Here is a 17,597-nt window from a genome sequence, read left to right as displayed (position 1 = left end):
TTTTTGGGGTATAAATAAAAAAAGGCACTTGAAAAACAAGTGCCTTAAAATTATATAAAATTCAGGACTATACTACTCCTTGTGCTAACATAGCATCTGCTACTTTTACGAAACCAGCAATATTTGCACCTTTTACATAGTCTACAAAACCAGATTCATCTTTGCCATAAGTAACACACGCTTCATGAATATCACTCATAATACGTTGTAATCTTTGGTCTACTTCTTCTCTAGTCCAGCTTAAACGTAAAGAGTTTTGTGACATTTCAAGACCTGAAGTAGCTACACCACCTGCATTAGAAGCTTTTCCTGGAGCGAATAAAATTTTGTTTTTGATAAAAATTTCAACAGCTTCTGGGGTAGAAGGCATATTAGCTCCTTCAGCCACACAGATACATCCGTTATTTACTAATAACTGAGCCTCTTCTCCATTTAATTCGTTTTGAGTTGCACATGGCAATGCAATATCACATTTTACTTCCCAAGGACGTTTTCCTTCTACAAATTTAGCGTTTGGATACTTAGCTACATATTCATTAATTCTAGCGTATCTTACATTTTTAATTTCCATGATGTAAGCTAATTTGTCTGCATCGATACCATCAGCATCATAGATATATCCAGAAGAGTCAGAAGCTGTAACTACTTTAGCTCCTAATTGAGTAGCTTTTTCTATAGCATACTGAGCCACATTACCTGATCCAGAAACGACCACTGTTTTACCTTCAAAGCTTTCACCTTTTGTAGCTAACATATTTTGAGCAAAATATACATCGCCATAACCTGTAGCTTCAGGACGAATTAATGAACCTCCAAAAGTAATTCCTTTTCCTGTTAATACTCCTGTGAATTCGTTACGTAATTTTTTGTATTGACCGTACATATAGCCTACCTCACGACCTCCAACACCAATATCTCCAGCTGGAACATCTGTATCAGCACCAATATGACGTGATAATTCAGTCATGAATGCTTGACAAAAACGCATAATTTCGTTATCTGATTTTCCTTTAGGATCAAAGTTTGAACCTCCTTTTCCTCCACCCATTGGTAAAGTAGTTAAAGAGTTTTTGAAAACTTGTTCGAAAGCTAAGAATTTTAAAATACTTAAGTTTACAGAAGGATGGAAACGCAATCCTCCTTTGTATGGTCCGATAGCCGAATTCATTTGAATACGATATCCTTTATTAACTTGTGTTTGACCTTTATCATCTACCCACGCTACTCGGAACATAATTACGCGTTCTGGCTCTACCATACGCTCTAATAGTGTTTTTCCTTGGTACTTAGGGTTTGATTCAATAAAAGGTATAACTGTTTCTGCAACCTCTCTTACAGCTTGTAAGAATTCGGGTTCGTTTGGATTGTTTTTTGCAACTGCTTCAACAAAAGCTTCGATACTTTGCGACATAATTTTATTCTTTTATTTTCGTTTTAATATAAAAAAACGTTTTTCTGTTTGGTGAGCAAATATACATTTATCTGAATAATTTACATAGTAAAAATTTAATAAACTTCAAGCTTTTTTTTTAATATTTTCAGTAATTTATCTAGAAAGTGGATGATGTTTTTATATATTTGTCTAATCAAGTTAAAAATAAGTCTATGCAAAAAATATATCGTTTTGTTTTATTTTTTCTTTTAGGAATGAACTCTAATCTATTTGCTCAGTCTGGTTTTTCCAGTGAGCTAGGATTGGTGGTAGGACCTGTTGCCTTTCAATCAGATTATGGGGAACGCAATAATTTAGAAACAGACGCTGGAAATACAGGAATAGGGATTGGACTTGCATACTATTTAAATTTTGCCTACCGCTCGGATTGTAATTGTTACACACAAGACACCTACTTTAATGACCACTTTAAAGTAAGAGCCGAGTTATCATACAATAAGACCAAACTAAATCATTTTGGTAAATTAGCAGATAAGACTTCTATTGGTGGTAAACAATTAAATGCAATGGAAGGTTCTTCTTCAATAACCAACATTGGAGCGCAATTAGAATATTACCCCTTAAGCATTCGTGATTTTTCGGCTTATACTGGAAGTTTTGCACCATACATCAGTTTGGGTGCTCAGTATAGCTTTTTCAATCCTCAAGTCAAAACTTCTTATGGAGACGGAGTTCTTTTAAATCAGAACAATATTTTTCCAAAATATTGGAGCCCTTCTGACGGAAAACCTCACGGTTTTTCTAATGATTCTGGAAGTACTTGGTCTATTGTAGGAAGTGTGGGTTCTAGATATAAATTAAATTTAATGTCTGATTTAATAATTGACTTACGTTGGCAATATTTTAATTCAAACTGGGTAGACGGTTTGAACCCAAACCAAAAATTATATCCTGAAAACAAAGCCAATGATTGGTTGGTTTGGTTAAACTTTGGATATGTCTATTATTTAAATTAATAATAATTTGAGAAGCCTAAAAAAAGCCCTTTAAGGGCTTTTTTTAGGCTAATGCTTGTTGCAAATCTTCTATCAAATCTTGAATATCTTCAACACCCACACTCAAACGTACTAAATCGTCTGATATACCTATTTCTTTTCTTTTATCTTCTGGTATTGAAGCGTGTGTCATGAGAGCTGGATGATTGGCCAATGATTCTACACCTCCTAAAGATTCTGCCAAAGTAAACACTTTTAATTTCTTTAAGAAATCAACAGCATCTTGCTTAGCGCCTGATTTGAATGTAAAAGTTACCATTCCTCCAAAGCCTCCTATCATTTGTTTTTTTGCTACTTCATGAAAAGGATGGCTTTCTAAACCTGGATAATATACTTTTTCAACTTTGGGATGATTTACTAAAAATTCAGCAACTTTAACCCCATTTTCACAGTGACGTTGAACGCGCAAATGCAATGTTTTAATTCCTCTTAAAACTAAAAATGAATCATTGGGGCCTAAAGTAGCTCCTGTAGCAAATTGTTGAAAATGCAATTGGTTTCCTAACGCTTCATCTTTTACGATCAAAGCTCCAGCAATTACATCAGAATGCCCTCCTAGATATTTAGTAGCTGAATGCATTACGATATCCGCTCCTAAATCGAGTGGCTTTTGCAAATAAGGTGTTGCAAATGTATTATCAACAGCAAAAAGAATATTAGAATACTTTTTAATTATACCTGCAACAGCCTTAATATCAGCTAATTTCATTAATGGATTAGTAGGCGTTTCTACCCAAACTAAACGAGTGTTTTCATTAATTAATGATTCGAATTTTGGTAGATCATTCATATCTACAAAATGAAACTTGATACCTGACTCTTTATAAATACGGGTAAACATACGATAGGTTCCACCGTATAAATCATCCATAGCAATTACTTCATCTCCTGCTTTTAACCCTCTTAAAACACAGTCAGTAGCTGCTAAACCAGAAGAAAAAGCTAATCCACGTGTTCCGTTTTCTATACTTGCCAAAGCATTTTCTAAGGCTGTACGAGTAGGATTTGCTGCTCTACTGTATTCATATCCGTTATTTGGAACACCTGGATCATGTTGTGCAAAAGTAGAGGTATTATAAACAGGAGGCATAACAGCCCCTGTACTGGGGTCATGTTGTTGACCACCATGTATGGTTTTTGTATTAAATTTCATATATTTAAATTTTATTTTCAGAATAACATCGTATCGTCTTTTATCATTGGTATTTACATAAGCCAACTGCTAGTTTGCGGCAATTTTATCATTTTAGTTTAAAATCAAAAACAAACCGTTTTGTCTGAACAAAAATAATTAATTAAACACTTGTGCACCATTTTTTATAAAGGTTTCTTTTTCTGCAATTCTTTTATTTTATTTATGGAACTGATAAGCAAGCATTACAAACAAATCTTTTAAATACTTCTAAATACCTGAATCCTCTTTCTGAATATCGTCCCATATTTTAGCTTTATGCAAACAGACTTATTTTGGGATAAAACCGTGTGAAGTACAACAACATAATTAGGTTCTAGAACAACGAGAAACTCAAGTCTAATTTAAATGAAATGAGCCCGATAAAATACCGAGCCCATTATCATCAAAATTAAGTTTAAATTTGTCTAAAATTTTGAAACGGTTTATTTTTCGACAATTCTTTAAACATAGTTTGTAAAATCTTACAAATCAAATTTAATCCCTTGTGCTAAAGGCAAATCTGTTGTATAATTAATTGTATTTGTTTGTCTTCTCATGTACACTTTCCAAGCATCAGATCCAGACTCACGGCCGCCACCTGTTTCCTTTTCACCACCAAATGCACCACCAATTTCTGCTCCTGATGTACCGATGTTTACGTTAGCAATACCACAATCAGAACCTGCATGTGATAAGAACGCTTCTGCTTCGCGTAAATTATTTGTCATAATAGCTGATGATAAACCTTGCGCTACACCGTTTTGAATTTCAATAGCATTCATTACGTCTCCCGTGTATTTTAATAAATACAATACAGGCGCGAACGTTTCGTGTTGAACAATTTCGAAATGATTTTGAGCTTCGGCAATTGCTGGTTTTACATAACAACCGCTTTCGTATCCTTCGCCTGTTAATACACCACCAGGAACGATAACATTTCCTCCTTCTGCTACCACTTTTTCTAAGGCTTTATTATATGCTTCAACAGCATCTGTATCAATAAGTGGCCCTACATGGTTGTTTTGATCTAATGGATTCCCTATTCTTAACTGACCATAAGCTGCTACGATAGCATCTTTTACCTTATCATAAATATCCTCATGAATAATCAATCTACGAGTAGAAGTACATCTTTGGCCTGCTGTTCCTACAGCTCCAAAAACAGCTCCGATTACGGTCATTTTAATATCTGCATCTGGAGTAACGATAATTGCGTTATTTCCTCCTAATTCTAATAATGAATTTCCTAAACGTGCGGCACAAGCTTGAGCTACTATTTTCCCCATACGAGTTGAACCTGTAGCAGATACTAAAGGAACTCTTTTATCATGTGTCATTAATTCACCCACTTTATAATCACCATTAATGATACAAGAAATACCTTCTGGTAAATTATTTTCTTTTAAAACTTCAGCGATGATATTTTGGCAAGCTATTGAACATAAAGGCGTTTTTTCAGATGGCTTCCATACACATACGTCTCCACAAATCCAAGCTAAAGCTGTATTCCAAGACCAAACCGCTACTGGAAAGTTAAACGCTGAAATAATCCCTACTACCCCTAGTGGATGGTATTGTTCATACATTCTGTGTCCAAAACGCTCAGAGTGCATTGTTAAACCATGTAATTGACGTGAAAGACCTACTGCAAAATCACAGATATCAATCATTTCTTGCACTTCTCCTAAACCTTCTTGATAAGATTTACCCATTTCATAAGAAACTAATTTACCAAGAGGTTCTTTATATTTTCTTAATTTTTCACCAAATTGACGAACAATTTCTCCTCGTTTAGGAGCGGGCATCATTTTAAAAGTTTTAAACGCGGTAGTAGCCGCTTCCATTACTTTTTCATAATCTTCTTTTGTAGAAGCTTGTACTTTTCCAATTAATTGACCATCTACAGGTGAATATGATTCAATGATTTCACCATTAGCAAACCAATTAGATCCAGTTGATGTTCCTAAATTGATTTCTTTTACGCCTAATTGTTCTAACGCTTCAACAATTCCAAATTGTTGAGCTACTGCTGATTGTGTTATTGTTGACATTGTAACTTTTTTATCAAGTTTTGTTAAAATCGAATGCAAATTTATGATTTATTATCTAAAAAATTGAGTCCGTAATTATTAATCTTCAACAAATCGAGGATCTGTTTTCATAACATGACCACAATTTGTACAGGTTCTTTTTTCTAGGGAAGAATAAAATTCTTTAAAGTGAGTAAGAAAATCTTTTTCAATATCATTTAAGCTAAAATATACCTCGTGTAGTTTTTGGTTACAGTTATCACAAAACCATAATAAACCATCTGTTCCTTGGGGTCTTTTACGTTCTATTACTAGACCTATAGAACCTTCTGTTCGATTAGGTGAATGGGGAATTTTAGCTGGATGTAAATACATATCTCCTGCGGTTAGTATGATTTCTTTTTTTTCACCTTTTTCTTGAATGTAAACTACTATTTCTCCTTCTATTTGGTAAAACAACTCTTCTGTTTCGTTATAATGATAGTCTTTACGAGCATTAGGCCCGCCCACTATCATTACAATATAATCACCTGAATCAACATACAGATTTTTATTAGCTACGGGTGGTTTTAAAAGATGACGATTCTCTTCTATCCACTTTTTTAAATTGAATGGTTGTTGCACTGACATTTTTTATGTAAAATTATGAATAAAAAAATCCCGTTTATTCGGGATTTTATTTTTTTAGAATTCTTTAACTAAGTATATATAAGAAGGAAAGTGATCTGAAAAACCAGGCCCTTCGCTGGTATTTCTAAGAGCATATCCTTTGTATTGTCCTGTTTGTTGGATCATAAATGATTTATTATAAACACCTGCTTTCCAATATTTCCATGTTGAATAATCATTATTATGAGGTAATAAGGCTTCTGTAAAAATAATTTGATCAAAGAAATCCCACGCATCACGATGTGCTAAGGTGCCAATTCCTTTTTTCAACATTTTTTCTGCTGGATTATACAATCCTTGTGGTTTTACTTCTTCTATTTCTCCTTTGGCTCCTAAAATTTCTTTAACACTCTTATTGAATGGCCCGTCATTTAAATCGCCCATTGTAAAGATTTTCGCATTGGGATTAACGGTTTGTAAGGAGTCTATTATTTTTCTGTTTAATGCCGCAGCAGCTTCACGCAATGGACTGCTTGCTTTTTCTCCTCCGCGGCGTGAAGGCCAGTGATTTACTATAAAACTCATTTCTTCGCCATCAAGAGTACCTGTCATCAAAATTTGGTCTCTTGTATAAATTCTTTTCGTTTTAACATCTACACTATTTTCATCAGTATCTCCTTCATTTTTATCCTTATCTTTTGCTTTACTATCTTGTTGATCTTCTGAAATAATCAAAGGATAATTTTGATAGCTACTTGGATTAAAATGTTTTTTTTGATATAAAAATCCACAATCAATACCGCGACGATCTGGGGAATCAAAATGCACAATTCCGTAATTTAAATTAATCAGTAAGGGATGTTTAATAAGATCTTCTAAAACACGACGGTTTTCAATTTCTGCCACTCCCAATACTACAGGTGCATTTGTTTGCTTATCACTTGTACCTAGCTGTGAAATAACACGAGCTAAATTATCTATTTTTTTTGCGTAATTTTCAGGAGAGTAAACAAAGTCTTCGTCATTCGTATTAGGGTCATTTACAGTATCAAAGAAGTTCTCTAAGTTGTAAAATGCTATTGTATTAATAGCTACTCTTTTTGTCTGTGCAACGCCATCAATCGCTAATATCATAAAAAACAGACAAGTAATTTTAGTAAATTTCATACTTTTATATTAAAAAATCATTAAAACACAGAATATTTTCGGCATCAAAAGTAAATAATTATATCAAATGTCATACATTTGTTACCCTATTTTTAACGATTTAAATATAGGAAAAGTAAATTAATTTTTAATTTTATTTATGAAAAAACTAGTTTTTAGTACTTTATTGGTACTACAGGCAGTTTTAGTTTTTGCACAACAACCAACAGGAGTTTCAGGAAAGGTTATTGACTATAAAACTAATAAGCCTCTACAGAATGTAGTAACTACTATTGAAAACACTAATTTATCACAGTTAACCAACTCAGATGGTAAATTTTCTGTTAAAGGTGTTCCAGTAGGTAAACAACTTTTAAAAGTTAAAGGAGATGGCTACAAAGAACAGCTTCTATCTTTAGAAATTATTGCTAATCAAGTTTTAGATTTAGGAGTAATTGTTCTTGAAGATGATTCTCAAAATCAAGAACAACAATTAAGTTTAGTTACTTTAACAGAAAATGATTTGAGTGATGACAACAGCGGTTCGGAAAGCACTTCAGGTCTTTTACAAGCCACAAGAGACACTTATCAACAAGCTGCTGCATTTAACTGGGGAGGGGCTCGTTTTAGAATTAGAGGATTAGATAACGAATACGGGAATACTATGATAAATGGTGTTTCTATGAATAAATTATTCGACGGTCGCCCGCAATGGAGCAACTGGGGTGGTCTTAACGATGCCACTAGAAATCAAGAATTCACTATGGGAAGCACCGCTTCCGACTATACATTTGGTAGTATATTAGGTACTCAAGAAATAAATACTAGAGCTTCTTTGTACAGACCTGGAACTCGAGTTTCGTTTTCAGGAACTAACACTAACTATAACTGGAGAGCAATGGGTACTCATGCTTCTGGTCTAGACAGTAAAGGGTGGGCTTTTGTTGTATCTGCTAGTAGAAGATGGGCTCAAGAAGGACATTTTGAAGGAACGGATATGGCGGCCAATTCATTATTTGCAAGTGTTGAAAAAAGATTTGGTAAAAAACATGTTCTAAACTTCACTTCTATTTATGCTCAAAACAGAAGAGGCCGAACTTCTCCTAATACGAACGAGGTAACTGATATCAAAGGATATAAATACAATTCATATTGGGGTTGGCAAGAAGGAAAAAAACGCAATAGTAGAGACCGTATCATAAATGAGCCTATTATGATGTTAAATCATTACTGGAAATTTAACGACAAAACGAGATTAAATACTAATTTAGCATTTCAATCGGGTTCTATTGCCAATGCAAGACTAGAATATCCAGGGGGTAATAATCCTGATCCTACATACTACAAAAAGTTGCCAAGCACTTATCTAAACTTAACAAATGAAAATACGGGTGCATGGATTCCAGATTACGCAAGAGCTGCAAACGCTTTAGCAGATTTTAAAAACAATGGTCAAATTAACTGGGATGAAATGTATTATGCTAATACAAACCCTAACAATGTAGCTGGAAAAGCCTATTACTTATTGACTGAGCAAAGAAACGACGACACACAAATCACGGCAAATTCTATATTAAATTCTCAAATTTCTGAAAATATAAGCATTAATGCGGGTGTAAATTTCAAAAAATTAAAATCACATCAATATGCTGTAGTAACAGATCTTTTAGGTGCAAAATACACAGAAAACTTTGACCCTTTTTATGTTTCAAAAGGAAATTTTGCTCAATTTGACTTAAATAATCCTAATCAAAAAATTTATCTTAATGATATTTTTGGATATAATTATAACTTAAGAGCTACTGTAGTTGACGCTTTTACACAATTTAAATTTAACTTTAAAAAAGCTGATTTTTATTTTTCTCAAACTTTCTCTAAATCTGAATACGAAAGAGAAGGATTATATAAAAATGGAAAATATGCTTCTAATTCATTCGGAAAAAGCGAACGTCCTACTTTTGAAAACTACGGACTAAAAGGAGGAATAACATTTAAATTATCTAGTCGTCATTTACTAGACTTTAATGGTGCTTTTTTAACTAAAGCTCCTAACTTAAGAAATACGTTTGCAAATGCACGTTACAACAACAATGTAACGATTGATCTTGCTAGTGAAAAAATAGTAAGTGCAGACGCTAGTTATATCATCCGTACCCCTAAATTTAAATCTAGAATTACAGGATTTTACAATACCGTATCAAACGCAACTAATGTGGCTTTCTTTTTTGGTGAGGGCGTTGCTGATGAAGATACAAATGATGGTAACGAAGATGCTTTTGTTAGTGAAATCGTTACGGGTATGAACAGAAAAAATATAGGTGGTGAGTTAGGTGTAGAATACCAAATTACATCAACAATTAAAGCTTCGTTGGCTGGTTCATACGGTGAATATACTTATGATAATAATCCAACTCTCAGAGTTAATAATGATGCTGCCGCAACAGAATCTAACAACTATCCTATTGAAGATTTTGGAAAAACATATTTAAAAGGATATAGAGTTGGTGGTATGCCGCAAATAGCAGGTTCATTTGGTTTAGAATATCGCAATCCTAACTTTTGGTACATAGGTGCTAATTATAACTATTTTGATCAAACTTATGTTGGTGTTTCGAATATTTTAAGAACAAACAATTTCACTATTGATGATAAAACAGGTATTTCTTACGATGGTGTTAATGAAACTTCTGTAAGAAAAGCACTTCAACAAGAAAGATTACCTGCTTATTTCTTGTTAAACTTAAATGGAGGTAAATCTTGGAGAGCAAAAGGAGGAGTTACCTTTGGATTTTTTGCTACAGTTAATAACGTTCTTGACAAAGTATTTAAAACAGGTGGTTTTGAACAATCAAGAAAAGCAACATTCCCTTTACTAAACCAAGACTCACAAAGTGGTATCAGAACTTTTGGTTCAAAATACTTCTACGGTTATGGAAGAAATTTCTTTGTGAATTTATATGTTAATTTCTAAAAACACAACTATGAAAAAAATTTTAAATTCAATTATTATTTCAGTTATCGCTGCTGGATTATTCATAGCTTGTGATAAAGAAAAGGATTTTGACATTCCTGAAATTAAAATTGCTTATTTATTTGAAAACTTTGAAGCAACAACATCAGGTTCAGGATCTACAGAAATACCCATCAATATTAAAGGTTGGTCTAATTATAATCTAAGTACAACAGGAACTAGATTATGGAATAGTCGTTTAGCAGACTCTAATAAATATGCTGAATTTTCATCTTACTATTCTGCGGCTAATACAACAGATGAAGCCTGGTTGATCATTCCAAGTACCAAATTAGATTCTGAAAAAGAAACTTTTTTCTCTTTCGACACTAAAGTTAGATTTTGGACAGGTAGTAATTTGACGGTTTTGATTTCTGAAAATTACGACGGTACAAAAACAGGTATAAGTACAGCTACTTGGACTCCTTTAAACGTTAAGTTACCTACCTCTACAGAAGTAGATAAATTCATTTCTAGTGGGATCCTTAACTTATCAGCTTATAAAGGCAAAAACATCCAAATTGCGTTTAAGTACGCAGGAAACAAAACAAACGGTTTAACTACCACTTATCAGTTAGACAATATTAAACTTTTTATGAACTAAGACGTTATGAAAAATATAAATATTAAAAGTTTTTTGGTTTATTCGTTTATACTATGTACAAGTATAGCCTGTGTAAATGAAAAGTTCGATACCCCTAGTACGAATAACCTTTGTGAAACTCTAACGGCTAATAAAAAAGTTACCGATTTTACAAGTCAAGCTCCTACCAATGGTTTTACAACTCATAAATCAGATGATATCATTGAGGCAATCGTTACTTCAAGCGATGAAGGAGGTACTTTTTATAAATCCATTTCATTCGAATCAGTTGATAACGGATCTGGCACTGTAGGGTTTAGTATACCCGTAGATCAAAGCAATTTACATACTGAATTTGAGCCTGGAAGGAAAGTTTATATAAAAATGAATGGCTTATCTTACACTAATAAAAACGCTTCTACAATAATAGGTGAAATTTTTAATAATGAAACACCTAATAATACCGCAGACGATCAGGTTGGAAGAATTTCTTTCGTTACCTATAAAAATATTATCAAAAAGTCATGCGAAAACGTAGGAGAGGAAAGAATTGTTAAAAAACCTTTATTTATCAATCAAATATTAAATGATTCCTATATCAATAAATTAATTGAATTAAAGGATGTTCAATTTTTAGATGCTTCGGTTGGTAAAAAATACTTCGACCCTACTCTTAACAATTTAGGTAGCGCAACAAATCATTTAATAACAGATTTAAATGGTAATAAAATTATTGTAAGAATTAGTGAGTTTGCAAAATTTGCTAGTAAAACCATTTCAAACAAAAATGGTAAAATTAGAGGTGTCTTAACAAAATTTGGTTCTGATTACCAATTTATACCACGCACAGAAAGAGACATTCAGTTAACTGAAGACAGAAAAGAAGTGGATTTAGCTCCTGCTTTAGGAGGTTCTGCTTTAACATATTCTGGATCTTTTACAGAAAATTTTGACACCTATACTGCTGGAAGTGTTACAACCGGAACAAAAGATTTTCCTAAATATATTAATGACCCTTTATTAGGATCTAAATATTGGTATGTAACTAGCTTTAGCAATAATAAATACATCGTTATGTCTGCTTTTAACTCTGCATCTAGCGGACAAGAACAAAATAATAAATCTTATTTTATTGTTCCTGTAGACTTTACAGCAGCAAATAGTATGTCATTTAAAACACAGGATCGTTTTAATACAGGAAGTGTTTTAAAAGTTTACTATTCTACTAACTATGTTCCTTTTTCAAAAGTAAGTGATGCTTCTTTGACAGACATAACTTCTAATTTTACAATTGCTTCAGGTACTTTAACAGGCACAACGAAACCTTTCGTTAATAGTGGTGTATTTAATTTCCCCGTTAATGTAACAGGCAATGGTTATATCATTTTTGAATATTCAGGAGGATATAGTTTTAGTCCAGCTAAAACAACTACAATTCACATAGATGACATCGTAGTAAACTAAATAAAAATAAATTTATTATAAAACCCGATTCTCATGAATTGGGTTTTTTTATTTCTATCATTTTATTGCTTAATTTTGTACCTCAATTAAATACAATGTTAGAAAAAGAAAAACATATTTTTGAAAAGACTGTAATTGTAGGTATCGTAACACAAAGTCAAAACGAAGATAAACTAAATGAATATTTAGATGAATTGGAATTTTTGACCTTTACTGCTGGTGGTGAAGTAGTGAAACGTTTTACACAAAAAATGGATAAACCCAATCCAAAAACTTTTGTTGGAACAGGAAAGCTTGAACAAATCAATCTATACATTAAAGAAAACGATATCAAAACGGTTATTTTTGATGACGAACTTTCGCCCGCACAACAAAAAAATATTACACGTGAATTAGATTGTAAAGTATTAGATCGTACCAATCTTATTTTAGATATATTTGCTCAACGTGCCGAAACTTCGTACGCCCGCACACAGGTTGAATTAGCACAGTGCCAATATTTGCTTCCAAGACTAACAGGTATGTGGACACACTTAGAACGTCAACGAGGCGGTATTGGAATGCGTGGTCCTGGAGAAACAGAAATTGAAACCGACCGCCGTATTGTACGCGATCGCATTGCGTTATTAAAGGAAAAAATTAAAACCATAGACAAACAAATGGCTATTCAGCGTAGTAATAGAGGTGCTATGGTTCGCGTTGCCTTAGTTGGTTATACTAACGTAGGAAAATCTACTCTTATGAATGCCGTTGGAAAAAGTGAGGTATTTGTTGAAAACAAATTATTTGCAACTTTAGACACTACAGTAAGAAAAGTAGTAATCAAAAATTTACCCTTCCTCCTTTCAGATACAGTAGGATTTATTCGAAAATTACCTACTCAACTAGTCGAATCTTTTAAAAGTACACTAGATGAAGTCCGAGAAGCTGATCTCTTACTACATATAGTAGATATTTCACATCCTGAATTTGAAGATCATATAGAGTCGGTTAATCAAATTTTACAAGACATCAAGAGTTCAGATAAACCTACTATTATGGTATTTAACAAAATTGATTCTTACCAACATTTAACCATAGCAGAAGATGATTTGATTACTGAAAAAACAACCAAACACTACACTCTTGAAGATTGGAAAAACACTTGGATGAATCGTCTAGGCGAAAATCATGCTTTATTTATTTCAGCCACTGAAAAACATAATTTCGAAGAATTTAGAGAAAAAATTTACGAAGCTGTAAGACAAATTCACATTACACGCTTTCCTTATAATAATTTCTTATATCCTGATTATAAAGAAGCTGATGGAGAATAAAATAAACGAGAAAGCATCCGAAAAAGTAAAACAATTAGTTTATAACTTTTACTTACATAATAATCTTGTATTCTAAAGTATTTCAATCTTTAACCAACAAGAACAAACCAATTAAAGAAAACCACAAGATTTACTTTTTTGGATGCCCCCTCTTTTTATTGTCTTTTTCACAAAACTCTAGAAGCATTTGTTGTTTATTCTTTTTTCTTAAATTAACTCCTTCCCTTTTTCTAACAATCAAAACTTTGCACTTTACAACTTATAATTGTAACTTTGCGCTCTAATTTTCAATTCGTTTATGAACAAATTATTGATTGTAGGAACAGTAGCTTTTGATGCTATTGAAACCCCGTTTGGTAAAACTGATAAAATTTTAGGAGGAGCTGCTACCTTCATAGGTTTATCTGCTTCTAATTTTAATTTACAATCAGCCATCGTATCTGTTGTGGGAGAAGATTTCCCTCAAGAATACATTGACTTATTAAAATCTAGAAACATAGATGTAAGTGGCTTAGAGATTGTAAAAGGAGGTAAAACTTTTTTCTGGAGCGGAAAATACCATAATGACCTAAATTCTCGTGATACATTAGTAACTGAATTAAATGTATTGGCTGATTTTAAACCTGTAGTTCCTGAAAATTTCAAGAATACAGATGTAGTAATGTTAGGAAACTTACACCCATTAGTACAATCAAGTGTATTAGATCAATTAACAGAAAAGCCCAAATTAGTGGTTCTAGATACAATGAATTTCTGGATGGATTGTGCTTTAGAAGAGCTAAAAGCAGTTATGAAACGAGTGGATGTAATTACAATTAACGATGAAGAAGCACGTCAGTTGTCTGGCGAATATTCTTTAGTTAAAGCCGCTGCTAAAATCCACGAAATGGGTCCTAAATATGTGGTAATCAAAAAAGGGGAACACGGGGCGTTATTATTCAACGAAAAAGAAGTCTTTTTTGCCCCTGCATTACCTTTAGAAGAAGTATATGACCCAACAGGTGCTGGAGATACTTTTGCTGGAGGATTTTCTGGCTTCATTACACAAAGCGAAAATATTTCCTTCGAAAATATGAAATCCGCAATTATTCACGGATCCAATTTAGCTTCTTTCTGTGTGGAAAAATTTGGTACAGAACGAATGGTTTGCTTAACGAAAGAAGAAGCCCAAAACCGATTAAAACAGTTTAAAGCTTTAACACAGTTTGATATAGAATTATCATAAATTTACGCCTCGATTTTTCGGGGCTTTTTTAATTAAATTTCAAAAAAAACCGATGCTTTTCGGTCGTAATTACACACAACAACAACACAATGAGCGATGCAATTAAACACGAGTGCGGCATAGCACTTCTAAGATTAAAAAAACCCTTAGAGTATTACAAAGAAAAGTACGGCTCTGCTTTTTATGGGGTTGAAAAAATGTACCTGCTTCTTGAAAAACAACACAATAGAGGTCAAGATGGTGCTGGTTTAGCTAGCATTAAACTAGATGTAACCCCAGGAGTACGCTATATTAGCAGAATACGCTCTAACCAAGCACAACCCATTCAAGACATTTTTGCACAAATTAATTCACGCATCAATCAAGAATTAGAATTACATCCTGAATACAAAAATAATATAGATTTATTAAAAGAAAACACTCCTTATATAGGAGAAGTCTTCCTTGGCCACGTTCGTTACGGAACATTTGGAAAAAATAGTATTGAAAACGTACACCCTTTCTTACGTCAAAACAACTGGATGAACCGTAACTTAATCGTTGCTGGCAACTTCAACATGACCAATGTAAAAGAATTATTTAGCGATTTAGTCCGTTTAGGACAACATCCTAAACAAATGACAGATACAGTAACCGTTATGGAAAAAATTGGCCATTTTCTTGATGATGAAGTAACCGATTTATACCAAAAATGCAAAGAAGAAGGCCTCACCAAACAAGAAGCAACACCTGTTATTGCTGAACGATTAGACGTAGGACGTATTTTACGAAGAGCTTCTAAGAATTGGGATGGTGGATACGCTATGGCGGGCTTAATTGGACATGGAGACGCATTTGTTACGCGCGATCCAGCAGGCATACGCCCAGCATTTTATTACCATGATGAAGAAATTGTTGTAGTAGCCTCTGAGCGTCCTGTCATTCAAACCGTTTTCAATGTGCCTTTTGAGTCTATACAGGAAATTACCCCTGGACATGCCATTATTATAAAGAAAAATGGTCTCGTTATTGATGAAAAAATAAGAGAAGCTACTCTAAAAAAAGCCTGCTCATTTGAACGCATTTATTTTTCTAGAGGAAGCGATGCTGAAATTTATCAAGAACGAAAAAATTTAGGTAAATTAATTCTTCCACATGTTTTAAAAGCCATTAAAAACGACACAGATAATACCGTTTTTTCATATATTCCTAATACAGCAGAAACTTCGTTCTTTGGAATGATAGAAGCAGCTAATGATTTCCTAAATCAACGTAAAATAGATACTATTTTACAATACAAAGAACAATTATCCCCTGATAAACTAAAAGAAATTTTAGATGTAAAAATTCGATCTGAAAAAATTGCAATAAAAGACGCAAAACTCAGAACCTTCATTACAAATGACGATTCTCGCGATGACATGGTTGCTCATGTATATGATGTAACGTATGGAGTTGTGAAAAAATCTGATAATCTTGTTATTATTGATGATAGCATTGTAAGAGGGACTACTCTAAAAAAGAGTATTATTAAAATGATGGATCGATTAAATCCAAAAAAAATTATTATAGTATCTTCTGCTCCACAAATTCGTTATCCAGATTGCTATGGTATTGATATGGCTAAACTCGAAACATTAATAGCTTTTCAAGCTATGTTAGAATTATTAAAAGAAAACAACAAATACCATCTAGTAGACGAAGTTTACACAAAATGCAAGGCACAAGAGCACAAACAAGACTCTGAAGTTATAAATCATGTAAATGAATTATATGCTGAATTTACAGATGAACAAATTTCAGACAAAATTGCAGAAATGCTAAAAGAACCTAGTATAAATGCAGAAATAAAAATCATCTTTCAATCTGTTGAAAATTTACACAAAGCTTGTCCAAAAAATTTAGGCGACTGGTATTTTACGGGTCATTACCCTACAGATGGAGGAAATCGTGTTGTAAACAGAGCTTTTATGAATTTCTATGAAGGAAAAGATATGAGAGCGTATTAAAAGAATGTATTTCATCGGTTTTTTAAACACTTTGACGATTTTATTTTAATATAACCTATACTCTACATAGCTTTGCACCACCATTACAATAAGTAGGTTAAGTTTATGGTAGATTTGGGGCAAAAAAGACAGAACTTAGTTCTGTCTTTTTTATTTTTAATACTTCTATCCCTACTTAAGAAAACAGTTATCCTTTTAGCAATCAATTAGATACCCAATTAATAGTTCCTCTCTTTTAACGATTATTTATCCCTTTTAACGATTATTTTTGGAAAACATACCCCTCTACACTAGATTTGAACTACCATTACAATAAGTAGGTTAAGTTATGGTAGATTTGGGGCAAAAAAGACAGAGCTACGTTCTGTCTTTTTTATTTTTACACCTCTATCCCTAGTTAAAAAAAACAATTATCCTTTTAGCAATCAATTAGATACCCAATTAATAATTCCTCTCTTTTAACGATTATTTATCCCTTTTAACGATTATTTTTGGAAAACATACCCCTCTACACTAGATTTGAACTACCATTACAATAAGTAGGTTAAGTTATGGTAGATTTGGGGCAAAAAAGACAGAGCTACGTTCTGTCTTTTTTATTTTT

12 protein-coding genes are annotated in these 17,597 nt (G+C 33.0%); 7 read left to right on the top strand and 5 right to left on the bottom strand.

Features of this window, described 5'->3' with window-relative positions:
* Window positions 1–67: 67 nt before the first annotated feature.
* Window positions 68–1,411 (bottom strand): NADP-specific glutamate dehydrogenase, encoded by a 1,344-nt coding sequence (gene gdhA / locus B0A78_RS02500; protein ID WP_014166676.1) that lies wholly within the window; start codon window positions 1,409–1,411, stop codon window positions 68–70.
* Window positions 1,412–1,605: 194 nt separating this feature from the next.
* Between gdhA and B0A78_RS02495 the strand changes: the two genes are divergently transcribed.
* Window positions 1,606–2,409, top strand: a complete 804-nt coding sequence (locus B0A78_RS02495; protein WP_041253296.1) for a THC0290_0291 family protein — start codon at window positions 1,606–1,608, stop codon at window positions 2,407–2,409.
* Window positions 2,410–2,452: 43 nt separating this feature from the next.
* On the opposite strand, the gene B0A78_RS02490 is transcribed toward B0A78_RS02495, so the two are convergent.
* The 4 genes from B0A78_RS02490 to B0A78_RS02475 all read right to left on the bottom strand — a co-directional run bounded on the left by B0A78_RS02490 (window position 2,453) and on the right by B0A78_RS02475 (window position 7,428).
* Entirely contained in the window at window positions 2,453–3,601 is a 1,149-nt protein-coding gene (locus B0A78_RS02490; RefSeq protein WP_097609337.1) for a cystathionine gamma-synthase, read from the bottom strand.
* Window positions 3,602–4,104: 503 nt separating this feature from the next.
* Complete coding sequence (amaB, locus tag B0A78_RS02485; protein ID WP_014166673.1) at window positions 4,105–5,673, bottom strand: L-piperidine-6-carboxylate dehydrogenase; 1,569 nt, start codon at window positions 5,671–5,673, stop codon at window positions 4,105–4,107.
* Window positions 5,674–5,751: 78 nt separating this feature from the next.
* Window positions 5,752–6,282 carry a 3-hydroxyanthranilate 3,4-dioxygenase gene (locus B0A78_RS02480; RefSeq protein ID WP_014166672.1) on the bottom strand — a complete coding sequence of 177 codons (531 nt, stop codon included), beginning with the start codon at window positions 6,280–6,282 and terminating at the stop codon, window positions 5,752–5,754.
* 54 nt (window positions 6,283–6,336) lie between these two features.
* On the bottom strand, window positions 6,337–7,428 hold the full coding sequence (locus tag B0A78_RS02475; RefSeq protein ID WP_014166671.1) for an endonuclease/exonuclease/phosphatase family protein: 1,092 nt from the start codon (window positions 7,426–7,428) through the stop codon (window positions 6,337–6,339).
* A gap of 139 nt (window positions 7,429–7,567) precedes the next feature.
* Here B0A78_RS02475 and B0A78_RS02470 point away from each other — a divergent pair, with 139 nt between their 5' ends.
* From B0A78_RS02470 to B0A78_RS02445, 6 genes are all read left to right on the top strand, one after another.
* Entirely contained in the window at window positions 7,568–10,378 is a 2,811-nt protein-coding gene (locus B0A78_RS02470) for a carboxypeptidase-like regulatory domain-containing protein (protein ID WP_065213819.1), read from the top strand.
* A gap of 10 nt (window positions 10,379–10,388) precedes the next feature.
* Window positions 10,389–11,021 (top strand): choice-of-anchor J domain-containing protein, encoded by a 633-nt coding sequence (locus B0A78_RS02465; protein ID WP_158649152.1) that lies wholly within the window; start codon window positions 10,389–10,391, stop codon window positions 11,019–11,021.
* A gap of 6 nt (window positions 11,022–11,027) precedes the next feature.
* Window positions 11,028–12,464 (top strand): DUF5689 domain-containing protein, encoded by a 1,437-nt coding sequence (locus B0A78_RS02460; protein ID WP_014166668.1) that lies wholly within the window; start codon window positions 11,028–11,030, stop codon window positions 12,462–12,464.
* Window positions 12,465–12,559: 95 nt separating this feature from the next.
* A complete protein-coding gene (gene hflX / locus B0A78_RS02455) occupies window positions 12,560–13,780 on the top strand; it encodes a GTPase HflX (RefSeq protein WP_014166667.1) in 1,221 nt (406 codons plus the stop codon).
* A 298-nt stretch (window positions 13,781–14,078) separates the two neighbouring features.
* Window positions 14,079–15,005 carry a PfkB family carbohydrate kinase gene (locus B0A78_RS02450; protein WP_065213821.1) on the top strand — a complete coding sequence of 309 codons (927 nt, stop codon included), beginning with the start codon at window positions 14,079–14,081 and terminating at the stop codon, window positions 15,003–15,005.
* Between the two features lie 89 nt (window positions 15,006–15,094).
* Window positions 15,095–16,993: an amidophosphoribosyltransferase gene (locus B0A78_RS02445; protein WP_065213822.1), complete on the top strand. Its 1,899-nt coding sequence runs from the start codon at window positions 15,095–15,097 to the stop codon at window positions 16,991–16,993.
* Window positions 16,994–17,597: the final 604 nt, after the last annotated feature.

The sequence above is a fragment of the Flavobacterium columnare NBRC 100251 = ATCC 23463 genome (genome assembly GCF_002530675.1).
Lineage (GTDB): Bacteria > Bacteroidota > Bacteroidia > Flavobacteriales > Flavobacteriaceae > Flavobacterium > Flavobacterium columnare.
This window is presented reverse-complemented; position numbering and strand designations above follow the sequence as displayed.

Excerpts from the sequence above, each read along its gene's own strand:
- gdhA (WP_014166676.1), bottom strand. The coding sequence starts at position 1,411 with ATGTCGCAAAGTATCGAAGCTTTTGTTGAAGCAGTTGCAAAAAACAAT.
- B0A78_RS02495 (WP_041253296.1), top strand. The coding sequence starts at position 1,606 with ATGCAAAAAATATATCGTTTTGTTTTATTTTTTCTTTTAGGAATGAAC.
- B0A78_RS02490 (WP_097609337.1), bottom strand. The coding sequence starts at position 3,601 with ATGAAATTTAATACAAAAACCATACATGGTGGTCAACAACATGACCCC.
- amaB (WP_014166673.1), bottom strand. The coding sequence starts at position 5,673 with ATGTCAACAATAACACAATCAGCAGTAGCTCAACAATTTGGAATTGTT.
- B0A78_RS02480 (WP_014166672.1), bottom strand. The coding sequence starts at position 6,282 with ATGTCAGTGCAACAACCATTCAATTTAAAAAAGTGGATAGAAGAGAAT.
- B0A78_RS02475 (WP_014166671.1), bottom strand. The coding sequence starts at position 7,428 with ATGAAATTTACTAAAATTACTTGTCTGTTTTTTATGATATTAGCGATT.
- B0A78_RS02470 (WP_065213819.1), top strand. The coding sequence starts at position 7,568 with ATGAAAAAACTAGTTTTTAGTACTTTATTGGTACTACAGGCAGTTTTA.
- B0A78_RS02465 (WP_158649152.1), top strand. The coding sequence starts at position 10,389 with ATGAAAAAAATTTTAAATTCAATTATTATTTCAGTTATCGCTGCTGGA.
- B0A78_RS02460 (WP_014166668.1), top strand. The coding sequence starts at position 11,028 with ATGAAAAATATAAATATTAAAAGTTTTTTGGTTTATTCGTTTATACTA.
- hflX (WP_014166667.1), top strand. The coding sequence starts at position 12,560 with ATGTTAGAAAAAGAAAAACATATTTTTGAAAAGACTGTAATTGTAGGT.
- B0A78_RS02450 (WP_065213821.1), top strand. The coding sequence starts at position 14,079 with ATGAACAAATTATTGATTGTAGGAACAGTAGCTTTTGATGCTATTGAA.
- B0A78_RS02445 (WP_065213822.1), top strand. The coding sequence starts at position 15,095 with ATGAGCGATGCAATTAAACACGAGTGCGGCATAGCACTTCTAAGATTA.